This is a genomic window from Leptothermofonsia sp. ETS-13, from assembly GCF_049200465.1.
Lineage (GTDB): Bacteria > Cyanobacteriota > Cyanobacteriia > Leptolyngbyales > Leptolyngbyaceae > Leptothermofonsia.
In genome coordinates, this window is record NZ_CP120836.1 from 1,992,801 (window position 1) to 2,015,412 (window position 22,612).

Sequence of the window (22,612 nt, forward strand, 5' to 3'; positions counted from 1 at the left end):
GAGTGTTGGGAAGGCGATCGCATATTTGTAGGCGATCGCCTACAAGGGCGCTTTTGTTGAATGGGATTTTGCCAAACCAAGTGTTGGAGTGGATGTATTCCAGGGGGTAGGCTTTATCGATTATTCCATTCGCCCAATTCGGGGCAATCTCTGGTGATGACAATGGCTTCGCCGGGTTGGGTAGCCAAACCTTTGAGTTGGACTCGCACAATAGTTTGAGCTTTAACGCGTTCTCCCGCAGCTGATAATAATGGCTTCTCTTCGTCAGCATTTTATCCTGATCGCAATGCAACGTTAGTTAAGACCTTCTGGCGAGGGCATCGCCTGATTGCACATCAAACCAGTGAGTCAGTTCGGGAAGAAGGGTGAAGGTTAATTCCCGATTTGCCCAAATCGCTGGAGGAAGCAGAGCCCGTAATACGATCGCATTTCCCTGGGAATTCGGAACTCGGATACTGACCAGGTTGTTCATCCCCAGGTTTTCTACCAAAAAGACTTTTCCTTTCAGGATGGGCCTGTCTGTAGATTCATCCGATTCGAGGAGATGGATGTGGTCGGGACGAATCCCCAAAACAACAGATGGCGGTGAGGTAGGAAGATCGGGGAGGGGAATTTTGAAGTCTCCCAGCAGGGCATGATTTCCCTGGCAGGGCAGGGTGAGCAGGTTCATCTGAGGACTACCCACAAAACCGGCAACAAATTGATTGGCTGGGTGGTTGTAGATATTTTCGGGAGCATCCAGTTGTTGTACATAGCCGTTGTTGAGGATGGCCACCTGGGTGGAAAGGGTCATGGCCTCAGTCTGGTCATGGGTAACGTAGACCACAGGAGCATTCTGGTCTGAAAAGATCTGCTTTAGATCTGCCCGCACGTGCTCTCGCAGGAGGGCATCCAGGTTACTAAGGGGTTCATCCAGTAAGAACACATCCGATCGCCGCACCAGGGCCCGCCCTACAGCAACCCGCTGCCGCTGCCCTCCAGAAAGTTGACCGGGTTTGCGCTGCATCAGGTCATCCAGTCCCAGGATGTGAGAGACCTCGGTAATGCGCCTGTCAATTTCATCCTGGGGTACTTTCTTCAGGCGCAGTCCGGCGCAGAGGTTGTCATATACCGTCATGTGGGGATAGAGGGCATAGCTCTGGAAGACCATCGCAATGTTGCGATCGCCCGGTTTCAGGTAGGTAACATCACGCCCACCGATTAGTATCCGTCCTTTCGTGGGTTCCTCCAGCCCTGCAATCATTCGCAGCACCGTGGATTTCCCACAACCCGAAGGCCCCAACAGCGTCAGGACCTCGCCGTCTTCCACACTTAAATTGACATCTTTTACCGGAACAATTCGAGGCGTAAAGGTTTTATTGAGATTTATGAGTTCGAGTTTTGCCATTGTTGGTTTTAGTTGTTAGTTGTTATAGCTGTCGCCAGGTTGCTTAGGATCATGGATTTAATAACACCGCATTTTTTGAGTGAACTGACCTCTCCCCCTTCCCCTCTCCGAGTCGGAGAGGGGTGCCAAAGGCGGGGTGAAGTTTTCGGAGTTATTTAACTCTCATTCCTAAATCAATCGTGAGATTGAGAGGCTTTGTGAGAAAGGATTCCGCAGGGACTCCTTCTCACAATCCGAATAGGATCCTGATAATTCACCCTTTTACTGCCCCCGCCGTTAGCCCTTGAATAATTTGGCGCTGGAAGAAGAGTACCAGTAAGACGAGGGGGATGGTGCCAACGACAGTAGCGGCGGCGATCGGGCCGTAGGGAATCTCAAATACAGAGGTTCCGCCAATTTGGGCAGAGGCAACGGGAATCGTTTTCATTCGCTCTTCGGTAATGAAGGTGAGCGCAAAAATAAACTCATTCCAGGCAAAGATGAAGGTAAGAATGCCGGTCGTGACGAGGGCGGGCAGGGTTAGCGGCATGACGATTTTAGTCAGCATCTGCAAGGTGTTATAGCCATCTACGCGAGCGGCATCTTCCAGATCCTTAGGCAATTGCTCATAAAAACTCCTCATCACCAGGATGGTGAGGGGCAGGTTGATGGCCGTGTAGGGAATGATGAGCGACAGATAGCGGTTGCCCAGATGAAACGTTTGAACAATTTCCAGGAGCCCCTGAAGCAACAGAATGCCGGGAAACAGAGTAATGAAGAGAATTCCCGCCTGAATAATTCTGCCGCCTAGAGGCCGGAGACGCGCCAGAGCATAAGCCGCCGGAGCCCCGATTAACAGACATGCCACTGTTGAAACCATCGACACCAGAGCACTGTTGAAGACATACCGCATAAACGGACGGCGGGTAAACAGCTCCATGTAATGGTCGAGTGTAAACCGGGTTGGGAAGTAGACATTTGGAATCGCAGAAATATCCTCATTCACTTTGAACGAGGTCAACACCTGCCACAGGATGGGAGCGAGACAGAAAATCGCGATCGCCACCACTGCCAACCAAAACAGCACCCTTCCCACCGTCAACTTTCGGGGTTTTGCTTGAGTGGACAGGGAACCAGGATTGAGAGTCGTGGACATAATGGGTTGTTAGTCGTTGGTTTGTTCGTTGTTTGTTAAGTAAGGGGTGAGAGGTGAGGGGGTGATAGGGTGAGGGGTGAAGTTTCTTTACTCCCTCACTCCCCCACTCATCCACTCCTTCTTTCTTCTTTCTCCTTATTCTCTTTTCTCCTTTTTCTTTCTTCTCAGCTCCTAGCCCTCAAGCCCTACTCCCTCCTCATCTCGTTCGAGACCGATAACGAGAAATCAGAACTGTACAAATGACAACTACCAAAATCAACAGCAAAAAAGTGACAACGACCATAGCTGCGCTGTAGCCAAAGTCGAGATAACGCATAGCAGTGGCATAGATGTAAAGTGAAACCACTTCGGTTGCCCCACCCGGTCCACCGCCAGTCATTACCTGAACCAGGTCAAAAATGCCAAATGCCTGGGCAAACCGAAACAGGGTTGCAATGATGACCTGGGGCATCAGCAGCGGTAGGGTAATGCGGTAGAAGCTTTGCCAGGCACTGGCCCCTTCCAGGGCATAGGCTTCATAGAGGTCGCCGGGGATAGACTGTAGACCTGCCAGCAGCAAGATGCTGATAAAGGGGGTGGTTTTCCAAACATCAGCGACGACCAGGGCAACGGTGGCGGTAAAAGGGTCGCCTAGCCAGTTAATCCCTTCCTGAATCAAGCCCAGCTGCAGCAGAATATCATTGGCAATGCCGTACTGGTCATTGAAAATCCAGGTCCAACCGAGAGCAATCAGAGCTGTGGGTAGTGCCCAGGGAAGGATGGCGATAGTTCTCACCGCATTTCGTCCCCGAAATGCCTGATTTAGCACCAGAGCAATACCCATGCCCAGGATGAGTTCCAGCACGACGGTGATTACTGTAAATCGGGTGGTTACCCAAAAGCTCTGCCAGAAGCGACCGTCACCCATGATCCGGCCATAGTTGCTCAGCCCGGCAAAAACGGGCTCTAACCCTGTTCCCAAATTCTGGTCAAACAGGCTGAGCCAGAACGATCGCCCAATTGGGTAAGCAAACACCAGCAGTAACACCGCCACCGCTGGAAGGAGCAGGTACAACCCCGTTCGGCGATAGCGAGCTTGAATGGTATCCACTTTAGTTGCGGTCATTCTTACCCCCTCCTTGCCCGTCCTGCTTCCAGCAGGAGGCGGGTTTCTCTGGCAGCGTTTTGCATGGCCTGTTCAGCCGTCATTTGATTCGTCAGGGCAGCACTCAGGTAACGTTGCAAAATATCGGATGCCTGAGCGTATTGTGCAATCGGAGGACGCAGAACAGCCTTTTGCACAACCTGAAGAAACTGGGGATAGTAACTGTATTTGGCAACAATCGCCGGATCTGTAAAGAGTGACCTGCGGCTGGGCACATAACCCGCCTCCAAAATAAATTCCTTTTGCGGTGCCTCACTGGTTAAAAATCGGATGGCTTTGAGTGCTTCTTTCGGATGTTTTGTCGTCTTTGAAATACCCAACCCCCAACCACCCAGGCACGACCCGCCCGTGTTTCCTTCTGCCCCGATCATGGGCATAATGCCAACTTTTCCTTGAATGGGAGAATCTTCTGCGTTAACTAGAGGCCAGACATAGGGCCAGCTACGCAAAAAGGCAGCTTCCCCATTTTGAAAGATCCGGCGGGTATCTTCTTCCATGTAGGTCGTCACGCCTGGAGGAGAAATGCCTTCCTGAATGGTACTCTTCAAAAATTCCACAGCTTGAATCGCGGCTGACTGATCCAGCCCAACTTCCAGAGTATCAGGGTTGACCCAAAAGGCACCAAAGCCTTTCAGCACTTCCACAAACATGGCTGCCGCCCCTTCATATTGGCGCCCCTGCCAGAGGTAACCCCAGCGAACCAGTCCTTTCTCCTGCAAGTCCTTTGAAATTTTTATCAGTTCTTCAAAGGTCTTAGGGGGTTGATAACCTGCTTGCTCAAGCAAATCTCTGCGGTAATACAGCATCCCTGCATCTGAACGGATCGGCAGCCGATAGAGTCGATCCTGGTACTTTCCTCCCTCCACATCTGGGGTTGAGAAGACTGACAACTCTTCCTGAGAAAACTTATCGGTTAAGTTTACCAACCAGCCTGCGGCAGCAAACTTCGGTGTCCAGATGACATCCATGTTGATCAAATCATAGGGAGAGTCACCCAGCAAGAAGGCAGAAGTATAGAGATCTTCAATCAGATTGGTTGCGTTGGGTCCTTCAACAATTTGCAGTCGAATTCCTGGATTTTGCGCTTCAAATGCCTTCACCATAACCCGGTTCCACGGAGGAACATCGGGAGCGGTCATCAAGAGTCTCAGTGTTACTGGTTGAGAAAGGGCGGGCACAATTATCAACGCCGCACTTATAGCAAAAAGAATCAGTAAACTCAGCCGATAAAATAGGCGCGATCGCAGCCAGTATTTTGTCAAAACTGTTTTTAGGAAAAAAAGCAATTTCATGGATAGAAAATATCGGTTTTTGCCATTATTTAATTTTGATTAATCAGTAGGCAGCCATCATTAATTGTAAAGAGGGGAGTGGGGGCGAAGCCTTCCAGGCAGAGGGTTTCACCCCTTCCATCCCCGAATTATCCTTAATTTAATTGCGCCTTAATTGCGCCTGGTAGTCTGTCAGGATAGATTTGATTATCCCTCAAAAATCTACAAAACCCAATTCTCAGGTGTTTTGAGGGTTTTCAACCCATCCAAACAGTCTTGATAGACCAGTCGCTACTTAGGGGCGATCGCTCACCAAACGATCAAACGATCACTCAGCAAACTACCAGGTGGCTATTCGATCAATTTCAAAGCATCAAAAAATGCCCCTCAGAGAAAACAGCCAGATATTAACTCTTTAACGACGAGCCAGGAGAACCATCGAAATCTTGTTTTTGATTTAAGAACGTATTGATTAGAGGAATAAATTCCAGAATACCTAGCTCAAGATGGAGGCATATCCGTCTACAGAATCATTTAAGGCAGAAAGATGATTAATTTCGCTCAACAAACTGAGATTTAAATTAACAATAAGGCGTTGATGTAGCAATCTTATCTGGATTGTAAAAAGAGATTCCGCAATTTTTATTCTGAAAATCGCCTGATTCCCTGAACTTCATATTAAAAGCGCCCCAGGCAGAAACCTGAGGCGCTGAAATCTTGAGTCTGAGTACTAAAACAAAGCTTAAAGATACTTTTCAAGCGTATTGGACAACGTTGTCTTGGGAACCGCACCAACAACCATATCGACCCTTTGGCCTCCTTTGAAAATCATCAGCGTCGGGATACTACGAATGCCATACTGGCTGGCGACGCTTGGATTTTCGTCAGTGTTGACCTTAACGACCTTAACCTGTCCTTCGTACTGTGCCGCAATCTCATCGACAATTGGTGCCACCATACGACACGGACCGCACCAGGGAGCCCAGAAGTCTACTAAAACGGGAACATCACTCTCAAGAACTTCTTGCTTAAAGGTGGAATCTGTAACAGACGCAGCTGCTGACATTCTCGGAATCCTTACCTAATCATTTCAACGAATTCTACCATAGCGAAAACCTCCACCTGGGCTAAATCATCGACATATTTAGACACATTTCGGCACCAGGTGATGCGTAATCATTGAGGGCCCAGAACAGAAAAAAGGTGAAGAAGCGAATAAGAGCTTGACGGCAAAACCCGCTCCTACCCAATTCTCGAATTAAATTGAAACCCCATCCCTTAAACAACTTTGCCAGATTCCTTGCAAAGGTTCTCCCGCTTTGTCAGTGAGAGAGTGGTACCGCTACTCTCCCATCTTAAACAAAACCCTAAAATATCGATTTTGTTTTAGCAATAAGCGCAGCTTATCACTGAAATTCCAGAAGAGCCCTTGCAAAAGATTCCTTGAACCTGTATAGTACATGTGTACTAATGGGGACAATCGAAAACGAGTTAAAGCCCAACCGTTACCGTTAGGAATCAGTATAAGCGAGGAACCCATGACGACCGCTACTCGACAAACAAGAGCTAAAAAAGATGCTGGTAATTCCTTTACTAGCCGCATTCTGGCACTGGATGCTGGGAACTACGACCTCAAATTTTGGGATGGAGTGGGCCATCCAAAGGCCATTCGTTCCGTCCGGTTTCAGCTTCCCCAGGGGCGAGATTCTGTCCGCTACTCCGAAGCGTCTCCCCTGGTTGAACTGGCCGACGGTACCCGTTTTCATTTTGGTGGGCAGGCTTATAAATATCGCCGTCAACAACAAACTGTAATTGAAAACAAGGTTGAGTTGTCACGGCTCCACCTTTACGCCTGCCTTGAACCCTGGGAAAATAAAACTGAATTTGCTCTCAGTGTCTATGCCTCAACCCCGGACCCTGCTAAAAGCGAAGATGCTATCCGGCAGCAACTTTTGGGGATGCACGAGTTCAAACGCAACGGAATTGATTATCGAGTTTTGGTTGAACGTGTTGAAGTTGAGCGGGAAGGGATGGGTGCTTACCACTATGCCCAACGGATGGGGCTGATTCCCGATAGTGGCTACACGATTGTAATCGATATTGGGGGAGGCACCTGGCTGACTCGCCTGGTGGATGCTGAAGGTGAGGTCATTGATGAAAATGTGATGGATCGGGGCGGTACCTATGAACTGGCAACTTCCATCAGTTTTGATCGCCGTCTGACTGATGCCCTTGGCACTTCGGCAGACCCCAGCATTGTCATGGATGGTTTTCGTGCTGGACATACCTACGCTGATACGGGTCTGTCCTGGTTGCCCTGGCTAGAAGAACACCTCGAACCCTGGTTCAAGGGCATCTTTCAGACAGTGCGAGCCCAGTACACCCCTTACATGGCACGGGTGACTCGTTTCCTGGTTACAGGAGGTGGTTCCCACTTGATTTCCGAGCGTTTGCAGGGGCGCAAGTTATTCGCGGTCATGGGCGACCCACAGTTTGCCAATGTGCGGGGTTTGTTTCCCATTTTGAATGGAGCACAGTTAAGTTTTTGATGGAGTATCGCGATGTATGACAACAAAGTAAGGCTCAGCCGAGATGTGTTGGAGAAGGCGAGCCTGATTGCCTCGGAGTGGGGCTTGAAGAATCCACGAGCTGCGGTAGAGGCTGTCTTCCGTCGGTACGCAGATGAGTATCTGAATGGACCTCGCCGGATGATTGAGGAAACCGCAACCTGGGGTATCCAGACCCCGATCGCAACAACTGAAGCATCGGTTTCCTTTAAGTGCGAGGCTCTGGATGAGTTGGATCAACTACTTGGGCTTTGATTTCTCCCCTCTCTCAATCCGGTCTTGCGTAGGGACATTCCATCGAGTGTCCCTACATTAACGAATGTCTACTTCAAACCGCGTATGACTACCTACTTAGGTATTCATATCTAATTGGTAAAGGGGGGAATGGGGGCTGCGCCCCCAGGCAGGGGATTTTACCCCCTCTCCCCCCGAAATTATTCTTAATTATTCTTAATTTAATCGCGTATGACTACCTACTTATGAGGTATGCAAATTACGCCTGAGATCAGGGGCAACTACAGTAAACTGTGATCCTGTCCCTATTCCCACTTCCAATGAACTATTGGTTAATGAAGTCTGAGCCCAGTGTTTACAGCATTGACGATCTGAAGCGCGATCGCACCACCATTTGGGATGGGGTGCGCAACTATCAGGCCCGGAATTTTTTGCGATCGATGCAAGTGGGCGATCTTGCTTTCTTCTACCACTCCAATGCCGAACCACCAGGTATTGCGGGGCTGATGAAAATCTCCACACCAGACATCGTAGACCCAACTCAATTTGACCCCAAGAGCAAGTATTATGACGAAAAATCGCCCAAAGATAACCCCCCGCTGGCGCACGGTGGAAGTTGAATTTGTGGAAGCTTTTCCCACCTTCCTTTCCCTGGAGATGCTGCGGCAGAAGTTCAGCCCAGAAGAGTTAGTGGTGGTGAAACAGGGCAATCGTCTCTCCGTCATGCCTGTGGAAGAGCCCGTTGCCCAGCAAATTTTAGCGATGGCTCGTAGTTAAGCCCCTCTCCCCTATGCCTCTCCCCTCCTCCGCCTATCTCCAATTCACCCCAGACATGACCATCTGCCGGATTCTCAACGGCATGTGGCAGGTTTCCGGTGCCCATGGTTCCATCAATCCCAGGGCCGCCGTTGAGAGTATGTTTCACTATGTGGATGCGGGCTTTACCACCTGGGACTTAGCCGACCACTACGGCCCCGCCGAAGATTTCATTGGCGAATTTCGCAGGCAGTTGAAAGCAACGCGCGGAGAAAGTGCGGTACAAGGGATTCAAGCATTTACCAAGTGGGTGCCCCGCCCTGGCAAAATGACACTACAGATTGTGGAAGACAACATCAACATCTCCCTGCGCCGGATGGGAGTGGAAACCCTTGACCTGTTGCAATTTCACTGGTGGGAGTACGGCGATCGCAGCTATCTGGATGCCCTCAAACACCTGGCAGACCTCCAGAAAGAAGGCAAAATCCGCTATCTGGCTTTGACCAACTTCGATACAGAACACTTGAAAATCATTCTGGATCACGGCATTCCCATTGTGTCAAACCAGGTGCAGTACTCCCTGGTCGATCGCCGCCCCCAGGTGCAAATGGCAGCCTTTTGTGAACAGCACAACATTAAGCTGTTCGCCTATGGGTCTCTCTGCGGCGGCTTAGTGTCTGAAAAGTACCTGGGTATGCGCGAACCCCGACGCTGGGATCTGGGCACGGCTTCCCTGCGCAAGTACAAGCAAATGATTGATGCCTGGGGAGACTGGGATTTATTTCAGGCATTATTGCAAGCTTTGCAGGCGATCGCCCAAAAACACAAGGCTACCATCGCCAACGTTGCCGCTCGCTATGTGCTGGAACAGCCTGCCGTTGCTGGTGTGATTATCGGCACTCGCCTGGGTGTCTCAGAACATATCCAGGACAATGCCAGAGTATTCGATTTTTCCCTGGATGCGGATGATCTTGCCAGGATTGACGCGGTGACCAGCAACGCCCGCAACCTGTACTCACTCATTGGTGACTGCGGAGACGAATACCGCCGCTAAACTTATTTGGGTGACGTTTCAGAAGCGGGCACCTCAGTAGTGGGAACAACCACCGGGGGCGCATCCATAAGTGGTTGTTTTGAAGCGGGTTCAACCACCGCGGGTTCCTCAACCGTTGCAGATCCGGTCGGTTGGCCTTCAGCCGGTTGAGTTCCAGTGGCTTCTTCCTCCAGTGCAAAATCCTGCGTCACCACTTCCTGGATCTCCCATTCCGTACAGGCAGGACCGCCAATGAGTTGGGTGTTGCATCCCTGAATTTTGATGACGTACTGAGTATTTGGCAGGATTTTGGTAATGGCCAGGCTTCCCTTATTCCCGCCTTCCAGCATCTTGTGAGTTTCCATCTCCTCTTTTCCAGGGCGAATCCAGCGCACATTGTAGAAGTCGAAGTACTCTCTGCCACGCCAGCTAATTCGGATTGAGCGAGCATCTGAGGTCACCGATTCAATACAGGGGCGATCGGAGTAACAAAATACCTGGCCATTGCTGACCACTGCCCCACCCGTTGCTGGTAGCAGCACAGCCGATGCTGCTACCACAAAACACGGAACGCCAATAAAAGCTTGTTTGCGATAGGTTGATAGCACAGTAACACCCCCAATAGAAGATCGCATACTCATCAGGAACTCCTGCTACTTAGTATTTCGGCAATTTTAGCCGACATTAATTTCACGGGAGCTTTCAACAATCAAAGTCCTTCAAAGGATGCCCTTCTTTCAAGCCAAATTACCCCTGGCTTTCCCTTTACCTCTCGTGACTGCAAGAATTCCTAGCGATCTACCGCATTACTCGCTTTCGTTTTCACATCATTCAAAAAATCTTTTGTGCTTTGAGGAGCTGGTTCATCCAGATTTAGCTTTTCTTGAACGTTTTCCACGGCTCGCTGGAAAATATTTTCTTCATTCTCAGTACCCTTTACGGCTGGAATTGATTCACTCGCTACACGTTTGAGATTCGTCCGCGATTTCTCTTGTTGCATCCATTGCCCCATTTCTGGAGTTGTCGGTTTATCAACGTCATAAGCTGAGGCTTCGGGTGTCAAGGGTCTGGCTGATACCTGGTTAACATTTCCTCCCAAAACCATACTCAGAAACAACACAAAAGCCAGAAAAATACCAAGAACCCGACATGTGAAATGAGCATGCATCATAAAATACTCCTTGTTAAGGGTTGGCCAGAAAGGGCAGAACTGGTCTAGCCCCTACCAGGCTAGAATCTGGAGCGGATTTGTCCTTCTATCAAGAGATGGACACTCTGGTAAGCACTCCGATGACACAGTTATTTCTGCCATCCTGCACCAGCCCCATTGTTCGCAGTCTTTGCCATGTATCACGATGGACTCATCTTCTGAATTTAGCGATCGCAAGCAACCTAAATTCCATCTGGCACCCCCCGCCCGGATTTTTCACTGGGTCAATGTCATTAGTCTTTTTCTCATGCTGACCAGCGGTTTGCGCATCTACAACGCTAATCCTGTCTTTGGCGGACGGGGTGGTTATGATTTTCCATTACTCATTACCCTGGGTGGATGGTTAGCAGGAGCCAGGCACTGGCACTTTGCAGCAATGTGGTTCTTTTCGTTGAATTTGCTCTGGTATGGGGTGTATGTGCTGGTCAGCCAGCGCTGGAAGCATCGTTATGTGGGCAGTAATGACATCAAAGCCCTTCAAATGAGCAAAAATTCAAAGCGACGCATCTATGCCTGGCACCGAATTGTATACACCTCAATCATCCCGATTCTACTGTTAGCCCTATTGACGGGCATTGGCATGTATAAACCAGCGCAATTTCCCTGGATTGTGGATTTCTTTGGCGGTTGGTTTCCCCTGCGAGTAGTGCATCTGATGACCGTACCGGCAGTGCTGATATTTGTGATCGCCCATTCGCTGCTGGCTTTGAAAGCAGGGGGCGATCGCCTCGTCAATTCAATGTTCTGGAATCAATGAGGAAGGGTTAGGGAATGAGGAAGACCAGTATGAAACTCACCCCATCACTCAAATCAGATGTCGGTGAAACGGTTGATGTCGAGACTGATGGGCATAAACGAACCTGTTCAGTATCACCTGCTCCAAAACTGGTTACTGCGAATACAATAATCGACAAACACATCCTGTGCAGGAGGCTCCTTTGCCGGACGTGCCGTTAAAGGTTGGCGATCGCTCCGAAAACAGAACTCGCCAACATCGCCCCTCTATCCTCTCCCAGTTCTTTCAAGGAATCAGTGCAGCAGCAACCCCTGCTCTATGGCTAGGGCTACTCACACTTTGTGGAGGAATGGCGGTTACAGCTTATATCTGGCTGTCTTCAATTCCACCCCTGCCGGACTGTAAAAAAGTAGCCCCTCTAGCCCCCGATGCGGAGCGGCTGTATTGTGCGGAGCGGGATGCCCGTTCTGGAAAAGTAGATGCTATTCTGGCAGGCTTTAATCTGGTAAAAAACTGGTCTGCCAACCATCCTCTGCATCATCGGGTGAACCGGGCGATGAAAGAGTGGTCCAGGTCCCTCCTGGAAACCGCTCAGGAAAAAGCGGAAAAAGGCGATTTACAGGCAGCGATTGAACTGGCTCGCAAAATTCCAGCCGAAAGCCCTATTCATAAAGAGGTGAAAGCGGCGATTGCAGGCTGGCAGAAAAACCGTAACCAGAGAGCCGCCATTAAGAAGGCTTTTCAAGCGGCTTTAACCCGGCAAGATTGGCAAACCGCAGAGGATAAAATTCTCGCCTTTTCCAGGCTGGGCATCGATGAAAAGGGGCGGGCAGAGGTGAAACGGTTGCGGCAGCAGCTGGCTAAGGAACAGGCTGCCTGGGAGCAGTTCCAACAGCTTCAAGCGATGGTAGAGTACGACCCCAGCAACTCTGATACGCTGGCAGAGGCGATCGCCAAAGCTGAACAGATTGATTCCAGAACCCACACCCACGCTGTTGCTAAATCTTCCATTACCCGCTGGACCCAATCTTTGCTGAACCTGGTTGCAACACGGGCAGACCAATTCGACCAGGCTGGAGCGATCGCGGCTGCTCAGGCTCTGCCCTTCGAAGTCTCTCCCCCAGCAAAAATTCGAGATCTGGTCTGGTACAGCCGCGCCAAAGCACTGGCTACTCGCCCATCTCTGGGGGAGCCTCTTGCAGTTCAACTCCAGCGAGTCTGGATGACACAATTCCACCTGCAACAGATTGGAAAAAACAGTCCCTTCTATTCCCAGGCTCAGGCCGTGATTCCCCAACTTGAGAAGCAGCTTCAGGATCTGAACCAGCTTCAAGTTGCCAATTCTGCTGCCAGGGTGGGGCAGATTCCCTCCCTTCAGCTTGCGATTCAAATTGCCCAGGGAATTGAGCCCGATCGCCCCCAGCGGTTACAGGCCCAGAGCTTGATTGCTCGATGGAAACAGGATATCCAGCGTGTGGCCGATCGCCCCGCCCTGCTAGCAGCGCAAAACCTTGCAGCAGACAACACAATCCCCAGCCTGAAGGCAGCGATTGCCCAGGCCAGTGTGATTGCCCCTGGTCGGGCACTGCGATCAAAGGCACAGGCAGCGATCTCCAAGTGGAATCGGCAGATCCAGATCATTGAAGACCGCCCCATTCTAGACCAGGCGAAAACACTGGCAAGTCAGAAAAAATTGAAAGCGGCCATCCAGCAAGCCAGCAAGATCCGACCCGAACGAGCACTTTACGGCGAAGCCCAGAAGTTTGCTCAAAAGTGGACCAATCTCATTCAAATTGCGGAAGATCAGCCGATTCTGAGCCGTGCCAAATCTCAGGCAGCCAACGGAAACCTTTCAGGGGCGATTAACACGGCCTCTCAAATTGGCTCCGGACGAGCACTTTTCGACGAAGCACAACGGTCAATCTCTGATTGGAGTGCGCAAATTGAAGCTGCCAACCGGCCTCTGCGCCGCCACAGCCCTCGCTACCGCCAAAATGCCTACCCACCACCCGCCTACGCCAGCGCACCTCCTCCCTACTTGGGCCGGCCCATGCTTCCACCGAGGATGCATCCTTTCCCAGAGTTGCCGCCGCCATGAGGAAGGAGCCAGGAGTTAGAAGCTTGTCAACCCCGCGGCTTAAATTTTCTGATACTTAATTTCTTCAGGCGGGTTTCTTGCGCTAAATTCATGTCTCACTGAAAACCGTTCAGAAAACCATTAGCAAGAAGGCCAATATCAACTCTCGAAAATCGGACTCCAGGCTTGACGGGTGTACAGCCTTGCGCTTTTGTAAAGGCTCGATCAAGGGAATTAGTTAAGGTAGCCAGGCCCAATTAGTTAAATTAAGGATAATTTCGGGGGTAGAGGGGGGTGAAACCTCCTGCCTGAGGGCGCAGCCCCCGCTCCCTCCTTAACAATATAACGATGGCTACCTGCTTATAACCCTAAAGGTTTGTGGATTGTTCGGAAAAAGGGGGGATGGCTGGCTGACGAAGTAAATTTTTTCTGAAAGGGGCCAATAGGACTGACAAAAATTGGGGTGTGAGTATGGAACGGTCAACATTGACGGGGGTTACTTCCCAGGTGGGAAAGAAAATCCACATTTTTGCAGGTCCGTTGGCATGGTTATGGTTGCTGGCATTTTGTGCGGGAACTGGGGTGGCCGCTGTTTTGTGGCTGACGACACTACCACCTCTACCGGAGTGTAAACAGCCCCAGTCACTTAGTTTTGATGCGGATAAGCTCTTTTGTGTGGAGCAGGCAGCCCGGTCTGGTGATGCGAGCTCTCTAATCGCAGGGCTTGACCTGGTCAGGGATTGGTCGGCTGATCACCCCCTCTACAGTCGTGCCCAACATCTGATGGAGAAATGGTCGGTGACGGTTTTAGAGCTGGCTCGGATGAAGGCGATTAAGGCTGACCTGAAAGGTGCGATCGCCCTGGCACAGAAAATTCCCCCCAGCAGCCCAACTTACAAAGACGCCAGAGCCGCAATCACAACCTGGCAGAAAGATATCAGCCAGGGACAGGCAATCATCGATTCTATCAAGGCTGCCATGAAGGCCAGAAATTGGGCTTTGGCAACGCAGCGAATTCGTGCGCTCTCCAAAATGGATAGTGATTACTGGTTGCAACACATTGAAAGATTAAGGCAGCAGATCAGTGCGGAAGAAATTGCGGCTGACCACCTTCAGAAAGCCCGCCTGATTGTGAAACAGTCTCCCAGAGATCTTCAGGCCTTGGGACGGGCGATCGCTCTTGCAGAGCAGATCAATCCCGATACCTATGCCTACAAAGCTGGAAAAGCTGAAATCGAACGCTGGATGGCAACCTTTTATGCGATCGTGGCTGGGCGCTTGTCTACTAAAACCAACCTGGAAGGGGCAACTGCTGTGGTTAAGGAATTGCCCCATGGAATTCCGGTGCCCGATGTGCGGGATATCCTTTGGTTTAGCCGGGCTCAGTCACTCGTGATTGATCCATTGCCCAGAGGTCCTCTTTTCCAGCAACTCTGGCAACTCTGGATGGCATTTTCCCAGGTGCGCCAAATCCAGCCGACCAGTCCGCTCTATTCGCAAACAAAGACGGTTCTGCCTAAACTGCAAACGCAAATTCAAGACGTGACCCAGTTAAATATTGCCAGTGCCCTTGCGAACCTAAGACAAATCCCCACCCTCCAGCTTGCCATTCAGGTTGCTCAGGGCATTACGCCAGAGCGACCCCGGCGGGTCTATGCCCAGACGCTCATCAGCATGTGGCAGAAGGATATAGAGCGGGTGCAGGACAGCCCTTATCTGGCTCAAGCCCAGCAATATGCAGCGGTTGGAAAACCGGAAGCATTGAAGCGGGCGATCGCTTACGCCAGGCAAATTGTCCGTGGGCGTCCTCTGTATCTTGAAGCTCAGGGGGCAATCGCCCAGTGGAATCGGCAAATTCAACTGATTGAAGACGAGCCTATTCTGAAGCAGGCACAAACCCTGGCAAAACAGCAGCGCCTGGATGAAGCCATTCAAGTGGCCTCCAGAATTCGCCCTGGGCGAGCCCTCTATCATGAAGCCCAGACCGCGATTTCCAACTGGCTCTACGACATTCAAATTGCAGAAGACCAACCACTGCTTAACCGGGCCCATACTCTTGCAGCGGAGGGCAAAACGGCATCGGCAATTAATCTGGCATCCCAGATCCGTCCTGGTCGTGCCCTGTACGGTGAGGCGCAGGGTGCGATCGCCACCTGGACCGCTCAGCAGAAACGCAACCAACCTTCTATCCCATTGGAGGAAAATGACCTGCCAACCGATGACCCATTGGATTCTTTCAGTAGTCCCGCTCCTACTCCCCTTCCCGACGCAGCGCTACCCCCTGCCATCTCCCTGCCTCCTTCCACACCCCAATTCAGCCCTTCTCCCCTGGCAAGCCCCACGCCCACTATCATTCAAACCCCTCAACCGCAACCGTCCCAATTGCCTTCGCCTGATAACTACCCGGTAGAGTCCTATGAGGTACTGCCTCCTGCAAATCATTAGTGCTTCATGGCAGAAAATTTCTACCAGTATTGGGGAGGAGTTACTACGATGTTGCTCGATTGGCAACCCACTCTACCTCCCACGGATTTGGAGTAGGCAGAGCAGGAATATCATCGGGCTGAACAGTTAGCTACTCGTTTGCGGGAACTGGGAAAGGAACCCGATAGGATTTGATAGAGCGGAAACCGGGGATTAGGTGTTATAGCGATAGTCATTATGGTTAGGACGGGGTGCAGGGGTGGAACCCCTTGGCTGGGGGCGAAGCCCCCACTCCCTCTCTAATTCCAATGTCCTAATACACCCGCGTAGAGCTATATGCTTTTGACCAAATCTTTTCCCCATCCCCCTGTAGCCTGTATTCTATATCCAGGGAACCCATGACCAAATATGAGCAACCCACCGGAAACGAATCGCCAACGTCGCCGTGTAATCCGGTTAATGTTGATTGAGGATGATCCGGTTTTTCGGTTGGGATTGGTGACTGCATTTGAGCAGGTTCCCGATTTGCGAATTGTGTTTGAAGCGGATACTGGGGCAACCGCTCTACGGGTATTGCAGGATTGGGTGAAAAACCGTGTGGGTGAATTGGATGAGAATGGGGCGATCGCTCCTGACCTGATCCTGATGAGCCTTGACCTAGGGCAATCCCGAACCGGGCAAAATACTGGAGTAGCCCTGTGTGAGCAAATCAAAGCCCTGTTTCCCCAACTCCCGATCCTTTTGCTTAGTGCCAGTCAAGATCCGCTTCAACTGGCGGCGGCTATGCAAACTGGAGCAGAAGGTTACTGTCCGAAAGGGGCAGATATTCAAACATGGGTTTCTGCTATCCGGCAGGTTGCGGCAGGACAAACCTACTGGAATCTGGCAATGCAGACGATCAGCCAGGCACTGACCGCCGCCCAACTTCCGGCAAAAAATACTAGTGATGAACGTTTGCTCCCTACCCCTGCAACGGCTACTTCTGAAACCGATACCCCGCTGGGCGTTTTGCGCCGTAATCTGCGCCAGTCAGGCATCCGGCAAATTGATGCAGCGATCGCCCTCCTCAATACCCAACTCCAAAACCCCAACCTCACTCCCCTTGATGAGCTTGTTCTGGCCGGCCGCCATCGTGAACTACGGGCTGCCCGTTGGCTGGTGAATCGACTTTTAGCACCTCCTCACCGAAGGGAACCCTCCCAACTTTCCCCTTTCCCCCCTCCACCACCCTCTATGCCTGCTTCATCAAAGCCAGGTACAGAGGCACTACCCTTACCGTCGCCTTCAGCTTCTCCCACTCCTAGCGCCGCTCCCCTCACCGCTCCGGCTCCTACCTCCCTGCGCTCTATTCGTGCGGCTCTGTTTGATATGACAGCAGCCCGGTTGCAAACCAGCCTCCGAAACCTCACCGAAACCACTTTAGAAATTGACATCTTGAGGGAAGAAAAAAAGCGAGAGTTGTTCTACACTATTCTGCGTAAGTTGGAAGAAATTTTAGACGACCTGCATTTTTCTCAGGTACAGCCTGAGCAATTGGAAGAAAAGCAGACAGTGATTTTGCTCGATTTGTGGCAGACTACTACGACGGATTTCTTTGGCAAGTATTACACCCTTCAACTCAACAATCAGCCCGTCGAAATCGTGAATATTCTGCTGCGGGACGCAGACATTGTACAGACAGGAATTCTGGACAAAATTCCCCTAATTCCCGAATTTCTGGCCCACCTTCTGTTTCAAACTCCCCTTGCCATCGACGATGCTTCCTACGAGGCTGGCACTGTAGAAGCAATGGTGCGGATGGAAATGCTGCTGCAAAATCTGATCGTTCAAGTTGCTAATGCAGTGATGCAACCGCTTCTCAACCGTTTTGGGAATGTGGAAACGATTAAGCGTAACTTCTACGACAAACGGCTTCTTTCGACGCGAGAAATTGAGCGATTTCGCAACAATTTATCCTGGCACTATCGGATAGAGCAGTACTTTGGTGAACCAGCGGCCATTTTTGAAAGTCGATACAATTTGTTCACTCTGCAGGAAGGGGGTATCACCAAAACCTCTATCTATTCTCCCCGCAATGAGGAACTGACAGCGCTTTCGGGAATTCCGCTGGTCGTCACGCTGGCCCTGGAAGCGCGTGATGCGATCGCCCCCCGTCTCCGTTCTGCCATTTCCTTTGTAGGCAGCGGAGTGGTTTATCTCCTAACAGAGGTAATTGGACGCGGTATTGGCCTGATTGGGCGCGGTATTATCAAAGGCATTGGCAATGCGTTTCAGGACAGCAAATTTAGCCGCAATAGTGAACGATCCAGGTGAAAGGATTGAGAGCTTTATAAGAGCTTTATAGAAGCTCTCCCTCAAATCCAGGCATATATCATTCTCCTCGACTCCTTACAGCTATAGCTGTGGCCAGGTTTCTCAGGGCATTGGTTTTAAGGGATGGTGGTGGCTTCGCCCCCAGCCAGGGGTTCCACCCCTGCACCCCGTCCTAACCATAATGACTATCGCTATATCAACTGGAAAAACTCCGTAATTCTCTTGACTCCCTTGATCGAGAGGTACTCCACTCAAGCGAAAATGGCTATGGAGTACGGTTTCAGCAGGTGAAAAGGGCGGTATGGCTCATCCTCTTTTTACTCAGCGAATTGCAGTTCTGGCAACGATGCACCATAAGGAAAAGGCAATCGCTCCCATCCTGGAGCAGGAACTGGGGATTCAGGTAATTGTTCCAGAGGGGCTGGATACCGATGCGTTTGGAACCTTTACCAGAGATCGGGAACGTCCGGGTACCCAGGTGGAAGCGGCCCGACTGAAAGCAGAAAAGGCACTGGACCTGACAGGGGAAACGCTAGCGATCGCCAGTGAAGGAGTGTTTGCACCCAACCCCAGCTTTCCTGCCATTCCCTGTAATCGGGAACTGGTTTTACTGCTTGATAAAGCGAACCAGTTGGAAATTGTCGGACAGGAGTTTTCCCTCGAAACTAACTACAGCCATACCACGGTTCAAGATTTTCAAGCAGCTCTGAAGTTTGCTGAAAAAGTCGGCTTTCCCGAACATGGCCTGGTGGTGATGGTCAGTCAGTCGGCAAAGCATCCAGATGAAATTTTCAAAGGAATTACCAGTGAGCGGCAGCTTCTGGACGCGGTTACCCTTGCTTTAGAGCGATCGCCCAACGGTACCATCCATCTAGAAACGGATATGCGAGCGCTCTACAACCCCACCCGCATGGCCGTGATTGAAAAAGCCACCCTTGATCTGGTTAAAAAAATCAACTGCGTCTGCCCCGTCTGTTCCACCCCAGGCTTTGAACTCATCGAGCGACGGGCAGGCTTACCCTGCGGTCTATGTGGATTGCCAACCTTCCTGACTCACACTGCCCTGTATCGCTGTCAAAAATGTGATTTCAGCCAGGAAATCTTCTTTCCCGATGGAATGGAAGTAGCCGATCCAGCCCAATGCAACTATTGCAATCCCTGACTGACCATCCTCCGTCCCCCCATCTCCCTATGCCTCCTCCAGCTTCACCCCAATACATTCTCGCCCTCGACTTGGGGACTACTGGTAATCGGGCATTTCTGTTTGACCAGGAGAGCCAGATTGTGGGTTCTGCCTACAAGGAACTGACCCAGTATTATCCCCAACCCGGATGGCTGGAGCATGACCCGCTGGAGATCTGGCAGGACACTCAGTTCGTGATCCAGGCGGCTATTCAGAATGCCGGGATTGAGCCAGCACAGATTGCAGCGATTGGGTTGACAGTACAGCGAGAAACCTGCCTGTTGTGGGATCGGACGACCGGACACCCCCTACATCGGGCAATAGTCTGGCAAGATCGGCGGACGGCTCCAATGTGCAATCAGCTACGAGAACAGGGACACACTCAGGAAATTTTTGATCGCACTGGCTTAGTCATCGACGCCTACTTTTCTGCCACCAAACTGGCCTGGTTACTGGAACATGCTGTCACTTCAGACATTAACTTAGAAAATGTTCTGGCAGGCACGATTGATACCTGGGTACTATGGAATTTGACGGGAAGGCAGGTTCACGCGACAGATGACACTAACGCCAGTCGTACCATGCTGTTTAACATCACCACTCGCCAGTGGGACGATCGCCTGTTGGAACTATTCAACATCCCGTCATCAATTCTGCCGAAGGTGCAACCTAGTTTGAGTGAGTTTGGTGCTACCGATGCCAGCCTGTTCGGGGCAGAGATTCCTGTTACAGGGATTTTGGGCGATCAACAGGCTGCCCTGTTTGGGCAGGGGTGCGATCGCCTCGGATTGATGAAATGTACCTATGGCACCGGCTGTTTTCTCGTCGCCCATACCGGCAACGAAATCGTGCGATCGCGCCATCAACTCCTCTCCGCCATTGCCTGGACTGCCATTCCCACAGCCCACAGCCCATACCCCATCTCCCCCCTTAGCTACGCTCTCGAAGGTAGCCTGTTCACCACAGGAGCCTGCATTCAGTGGTTACGAGATGGTATGGGCCTGATTCAAACCGCACCCCAAACCGAATCCCTGGCAAATCAAGTGCCTGACAATGGCGGCGTTTATTTTGTCCCTGCTTTGAGTGGATTGGGCGCACCCCATTGGGATATGGGCGCACGGGGAGCCTTTTTCGGCATTACTGGCGGTGTCAAACGTGAACATATGGTACGAGCCGTGTTGGAAGCGATCGCCTTTCAAGTAAGAGAAGTGGTTCTCGCGATTAAGGAAGACTGTAGCACTGAAGGTCAACGCCTCAAGGTTGATGGGGGAGCGTGCGAAAACAACTTTCTGATGCAATTTCAAGCCGATGTGTTGGGCATTCCAGTCGAACGCCCGGTCATGCGAGATTCAACCGTTTTGGGAGCCGCCTTTGCCGCCGGACTGACGGTCGGTTTCTGGAATGACTATGGGAAATTAATTAGCCAGCGCCAGATTGACCGCATCTTTGAACCCGGCGCAGGCGCATCCCAGGCACTCAATCACTTTGCCACCTGGCAAAAAGCCGTTGAACGCGCCAAACATTGGGTTGCGTAGCAGTGATGCGTTTTAGGAATGAGAGTTAAATAACTCCGAAAACCTCACCCCGCCTTTGGCACCCCTTTCCGACCCGGAGAGGGGAAGAGGGAGAGATCAGTTCACTCAAAGAATGCGGTGTTATAGCGGTAGTCATTGTGGTTTTAGGATGGGGTGCCGGGGTTTCACCCCTGCTTGGGGGCTCCGCCCCCAAACCCCATGTTGCAAAATTTAGTGTCAATACTAGTTTCCAAAAACGCAACCATCCCTCCATCGCAGCTTGAACATGACATCCTTAATAGGAGTTGTTGGTTGCTAGTGGTTAGAGAAAAAGGAGTTTTGACATGAATTATCGTGGGTTGCGGATCATGGGAGGGATTGGCATAACGGGGCTAGTATTGCTGGGTTTAATGGGATGCATCCAGGCAGTCAGCCAGGAACAAACAACCCCCTTCTCTCAACCAACCCCACAGACGGAGCATCTTGCCATGCAGAAATCCCCAGAGATCGATCCCCAATTGGTCGCAGCCAATACCCAGTTTGGATTCAAGCTGTTTTCAGAAATTCTCAAGCAAGACCGGAACAAAAATATATTTGTGTCACCATCGAGCGTGGCGATCGCCCTTGCCATGACCTACAACGGAGCCAGTGGCGAGACTCAAAAAGCAATGGCAAAGGCGCTAGAACTGAATGGTATGAGTCTGCAAGCGCTGAACCAGGCAAACGCGAACCTGAAGGAATTGCTGCAAAACCCCGACCCAAAAGTACAGTTGGCGATCGCCAACTCCATTTGGGCACGGCAGGATGTTTCCTTCAAGCCAGATTTCATGCAACGCAATCAAACGTTTTACGGAGCAGAGATTGCAAATTTGAACTTTAACGATCCCAAATCCAAATCCATCATCAACGGTTGGGTGAAGGACAATACGCGCGGCAAGATTGAAGAAATCATTGACTCCATCAACCCTAGAGACGTGTTGTTCCTGATTAACGCTATCTACTTCAAAGGGGATTGGACAAAGCCATTTGATAAAAAGTTAACAGCAGAAAAGCCTTTTTACCGCCCTGATGGCAGTTCCAAGCAACATCCGCTGATGTCTCAGCGGGGGGAATTTCGCTACTTTGAAACTGACCGATTCCAGGCAGTCAGCCTGCCCTACGGTGAAGGACAGCGGATGAGCATGGATATCCTGCTGCCCAAAAAGCCTTACAGCGCGTCAGATTTTTACCAGGACCTGACGGCTGAAAACTGGCAGCAATGGGTCACGCGCTTCCGTAGCCGTCCCGGTACGGTGCAAATTCCCCGCTTCAAGCTGGAATACGATATTGAGCTAAAGCGGACATTGTCAGCGTTGGGAATGGCAGTTGCCTTTGATGGCTCCAGATCGGACTTTTCAGGTATCAGCAGCACTCCAACCAGGATTAATCAAGTCAAGCACAAGACATTTGTAGAAGTGAATGAGGAAGGCACCGAAGCCGCTGCTGTCACATCCATTGGTATTCGTGCAACTTCAGCAATTGTGGATGAACCGTTTTCAATGGTGGTCGATCGCCCCTTCTTCTGCACTATCCGCGATAATCGAAGCGGAACTGTAGTGTTTATGGGCGCTATCGTAGACCCCCAATAA

At 50.9% G+C, this 22,612-nt stretch carries 19 protein-coding genes; 12 read left to right on the plus strand and 7 right to left on the minus strand.

Annotated elements, in window-relative coordinates:
• Positions 1-298 precede the first annotated feature (298 nt).
• The 5 genes from P4D80_RS08910 to trxA form a co-directional block, all read right to left on the minus strand.
• Positions 299-1,387, minus strand: a complete 1,089-nt coding sequence (locus P4D80_RS08910) for an ABC transporter ATP-binding protein (protein ID WP_421658719.1) — start codon at positions 1,385-1,387, stop codon at positions 299-301.
• Between the two features lie 253 nt (positions 1,388-1,640).
• Entirely contained in the window at positions 1,641-2,522 is an 882-nt protein-coding gene (locus tag P4D80_RS08915) for a carbohydrate ABC transporter permease (protein ID WP_421658720.1), read from the minus strand.
• A gap of 196 nt (positions 2,523-2,718) precedes the next feature.
• On the minus strand, positions 2,719-3,627 hold the full coding sequence (locus P4D80_RS08920; RefSeq protein WP_421658721.1) for a carbohydrate ABC transporter permease: 909 nt from the start codon (positions 3,625-3,627) through the stop codon (positions 2,719-2,721).
• 2 nt (positions 3,628-3,629) lie between these two features.
• Positions 3,630-4,928 carry an ABC transporter substrate-binding protein gene (locus P4D80_RS08925; protein WP_421658722.1) on the minus strand — a complete coding sequence of 433 codons (1,299 nt, stop codon included), beginning with the start codon at positions 4,926-4,928 and terminating at the stop codon, positions 3,630-3,632.
• Between the two features lie 751 nt (positions 4,929-5,679).
• Positions 5,680-6,003 carry a thioredoxin gene (trxA, locus tag P4D80_RS08930; protein ID WP_421658724.1) on the minus strand — a complete coding sequence of 108 codons (324 nt, stop codon included), beginning with the start codon at positions 6,001-6,003 and terminating at the stop codon, positions 5,680-5,682.
• Between the two features lie 472 nt (positions 6,004-6,475).
• On the opposite strand from trxA, the gene P4D80_RS08935 reads away from it, so the two are divergent.
• The 5 genes from P4D80_RS08935 (at position 6,476) to P4D80_RS08955 (ending at position 9,548) form a co-directional block, all read left to right on the plus strand.
• Positions 6,476-7,486, plus strand: a complete 1,011-nt coding sequence (locus tag P4D80_RS08935; protein ID WP_421658725.1) for a ParM/StbA family protein — start codon at positions 6,476-6,478, stop codon at positions 7,484-7,486.
• Positions 7,487-7,498: 12 nt separating this feature from the next.
• Complete coding sequence (locus P4D80_RS08940; RefSeq protein ID WP_421658728.1) at positions 7,499-7,759, plus strand: hypothetical protein; 261 nt, start codon at positions 7,499-7,501, stop codon at positions 7,757-7,759.
• A gap of 299 nt (positions 7,760-8,058) precedes the next feature.
• Positions 8,059-8,358 carry an EVE domain-containing protein gene (locus tag P4D80_RS08945; RefSeq protein ID WP_421658730.1) on the plus strand — a complete coding sequence of 100 codons (300 nt, stop codon included), beginning with the start codon at positions 8,059-8,061 and terminating at the stop codon, positions 8,356-8,358.
• The gene (locus P4D80_RS08950; protein WP_421658732.1) at positions 8,348-8,515 is read left to right on the plus strand and encodes an EVE domain-containing protein; all 168 of its coding nucleotides are present in this window, start codon (positions 8,348-8,350) and stop codon (positions 8,513-8,515) included. Before P4D80_RS08945 ends, P4D80_RS08950 begins: the two co-directional genes overlap by 11 nt.
• Positions 8,516-8,528: 13 nt before the next feature.
• Positions 8,529-9,548 carry an aldo/keto reductase gene (locus P4D80_RS08955; RefSeq protein WP_421658733.1) on the plus strand — a complete coding sequence of 340 codons (1,020 nt, stop codon included), beginning with the start codon at positions 8,529-8,531 and terminating at the stop codon, positions 9,546-9,548.
• Positions 9,549-9,550: 2 nt separating this feature from the next.
• Here P4D80_RS08955 and P4D80_RS08960 read toward each other — a convergent pair whose 3' ends face one another.
• On the minus strand, positions 9,551-10,168 hold the full coding sequence (locus tag P4D80_RS08960) for a fibronectin type III domain-containing protein (RefSeq protein WP_421658736.1): 618 nt from the start codon (positions 10,166-10,168) through the stop codon (positions 9,551-9,553).
• Positions 10,169-10,317: 149 nt separating this feature from the next.
• Entirely contained in the window at positions 10,318-10,698 is a 381-nt protein-coding gene (locus tag P4D80_RS08965; protein ID WP_421658738.1) for a hypothetical protein, read from the minus strand.
• 184 nt (positions 10,699-10,882) lie between these two features.
• On the opposite strand from P4D80_RS08965, the gene P4D80_RS08970 reads away from it, so the two are divergent.
• From P4D80_RS08970 to P4D80_RS09000, 7 genes are all read left to right on the plus strand, one after another.
• Positions 10,883-11,494, plus strand: coding sequence for a cytochrome b/b6 domain-containing protein (locus P4D80_RS08970; protein WP_421658739.1), 612 nt, complete (start codon positions 10,883-10,885; stop codon positions 11,492-11,494).
• 166 nt (positions 11,495-11,660) lie between these two features.
• Positions 11,661-13,571: a hypothetical protein gene (locus tag P4D80_RS08975; protein WP_421658740.1), complete on the plus strand. Its 1,911-nt coding sequence runs from the start codon at positions 11,661-11,663 to the stop codon at positions 13,569-13,571.
• Between the two features lie 450 nt (positions 13,572-14,021).
• Positions 14,022-15,995, plus strand: coding sequence for a hypothetical protein (locus P4D80_RS08980; protein WP_421658742.1), 1,974 nt, complete (start codon positions 14,022-14,024; stop codon positions 15,993-15,995).
• A gap of 387 nt (positions 15,996-16,382) precedes the next feature.
• A complete protein-coding gene (locus P4D80_RS08985) occupies positions 16,383-18,287 on the plus strand; it encodes a DUF3685 domain-containing protein (protein WP_421658743.1) in 1,905 nt (634 codons plus the stop codon).
• Between the two features lie 301 nt (positions 18,288-18,588).
• Positions 18,589-19,449, plus strand: coding sequence for a DUF6671 family protein (locus tag P4D80_RS08990; RefSeq protein WP_421658744.1), 861 nt, complete (start codon positions 18,589-18,591; stop codon positions 19,447-19,449).
• Entirely contained in the window at positions 19,428-21,005 is a 1,578-nt protein-coding gene (gene glpK, locus P4D80_RS08995) for a glycerol kinase GlpK (RefSeq protein ID WP_421658746.1), read from the plus strand. The genes P4D80_RS08990 and glpK overlap by 22 nt, the downstream gene beginning before the upstream one ends.
• Before the next feature lie 323 nt (positions 21,006-21,328).
• A complete protein-coding gene (locus P4D80_RS09000) occupies positions 21,329-22,612 on the plus strand; it encodes a serpin family protein (RefSeq protein WP_421658749.1) in 1,284 nt (427 codons plus the stop codon).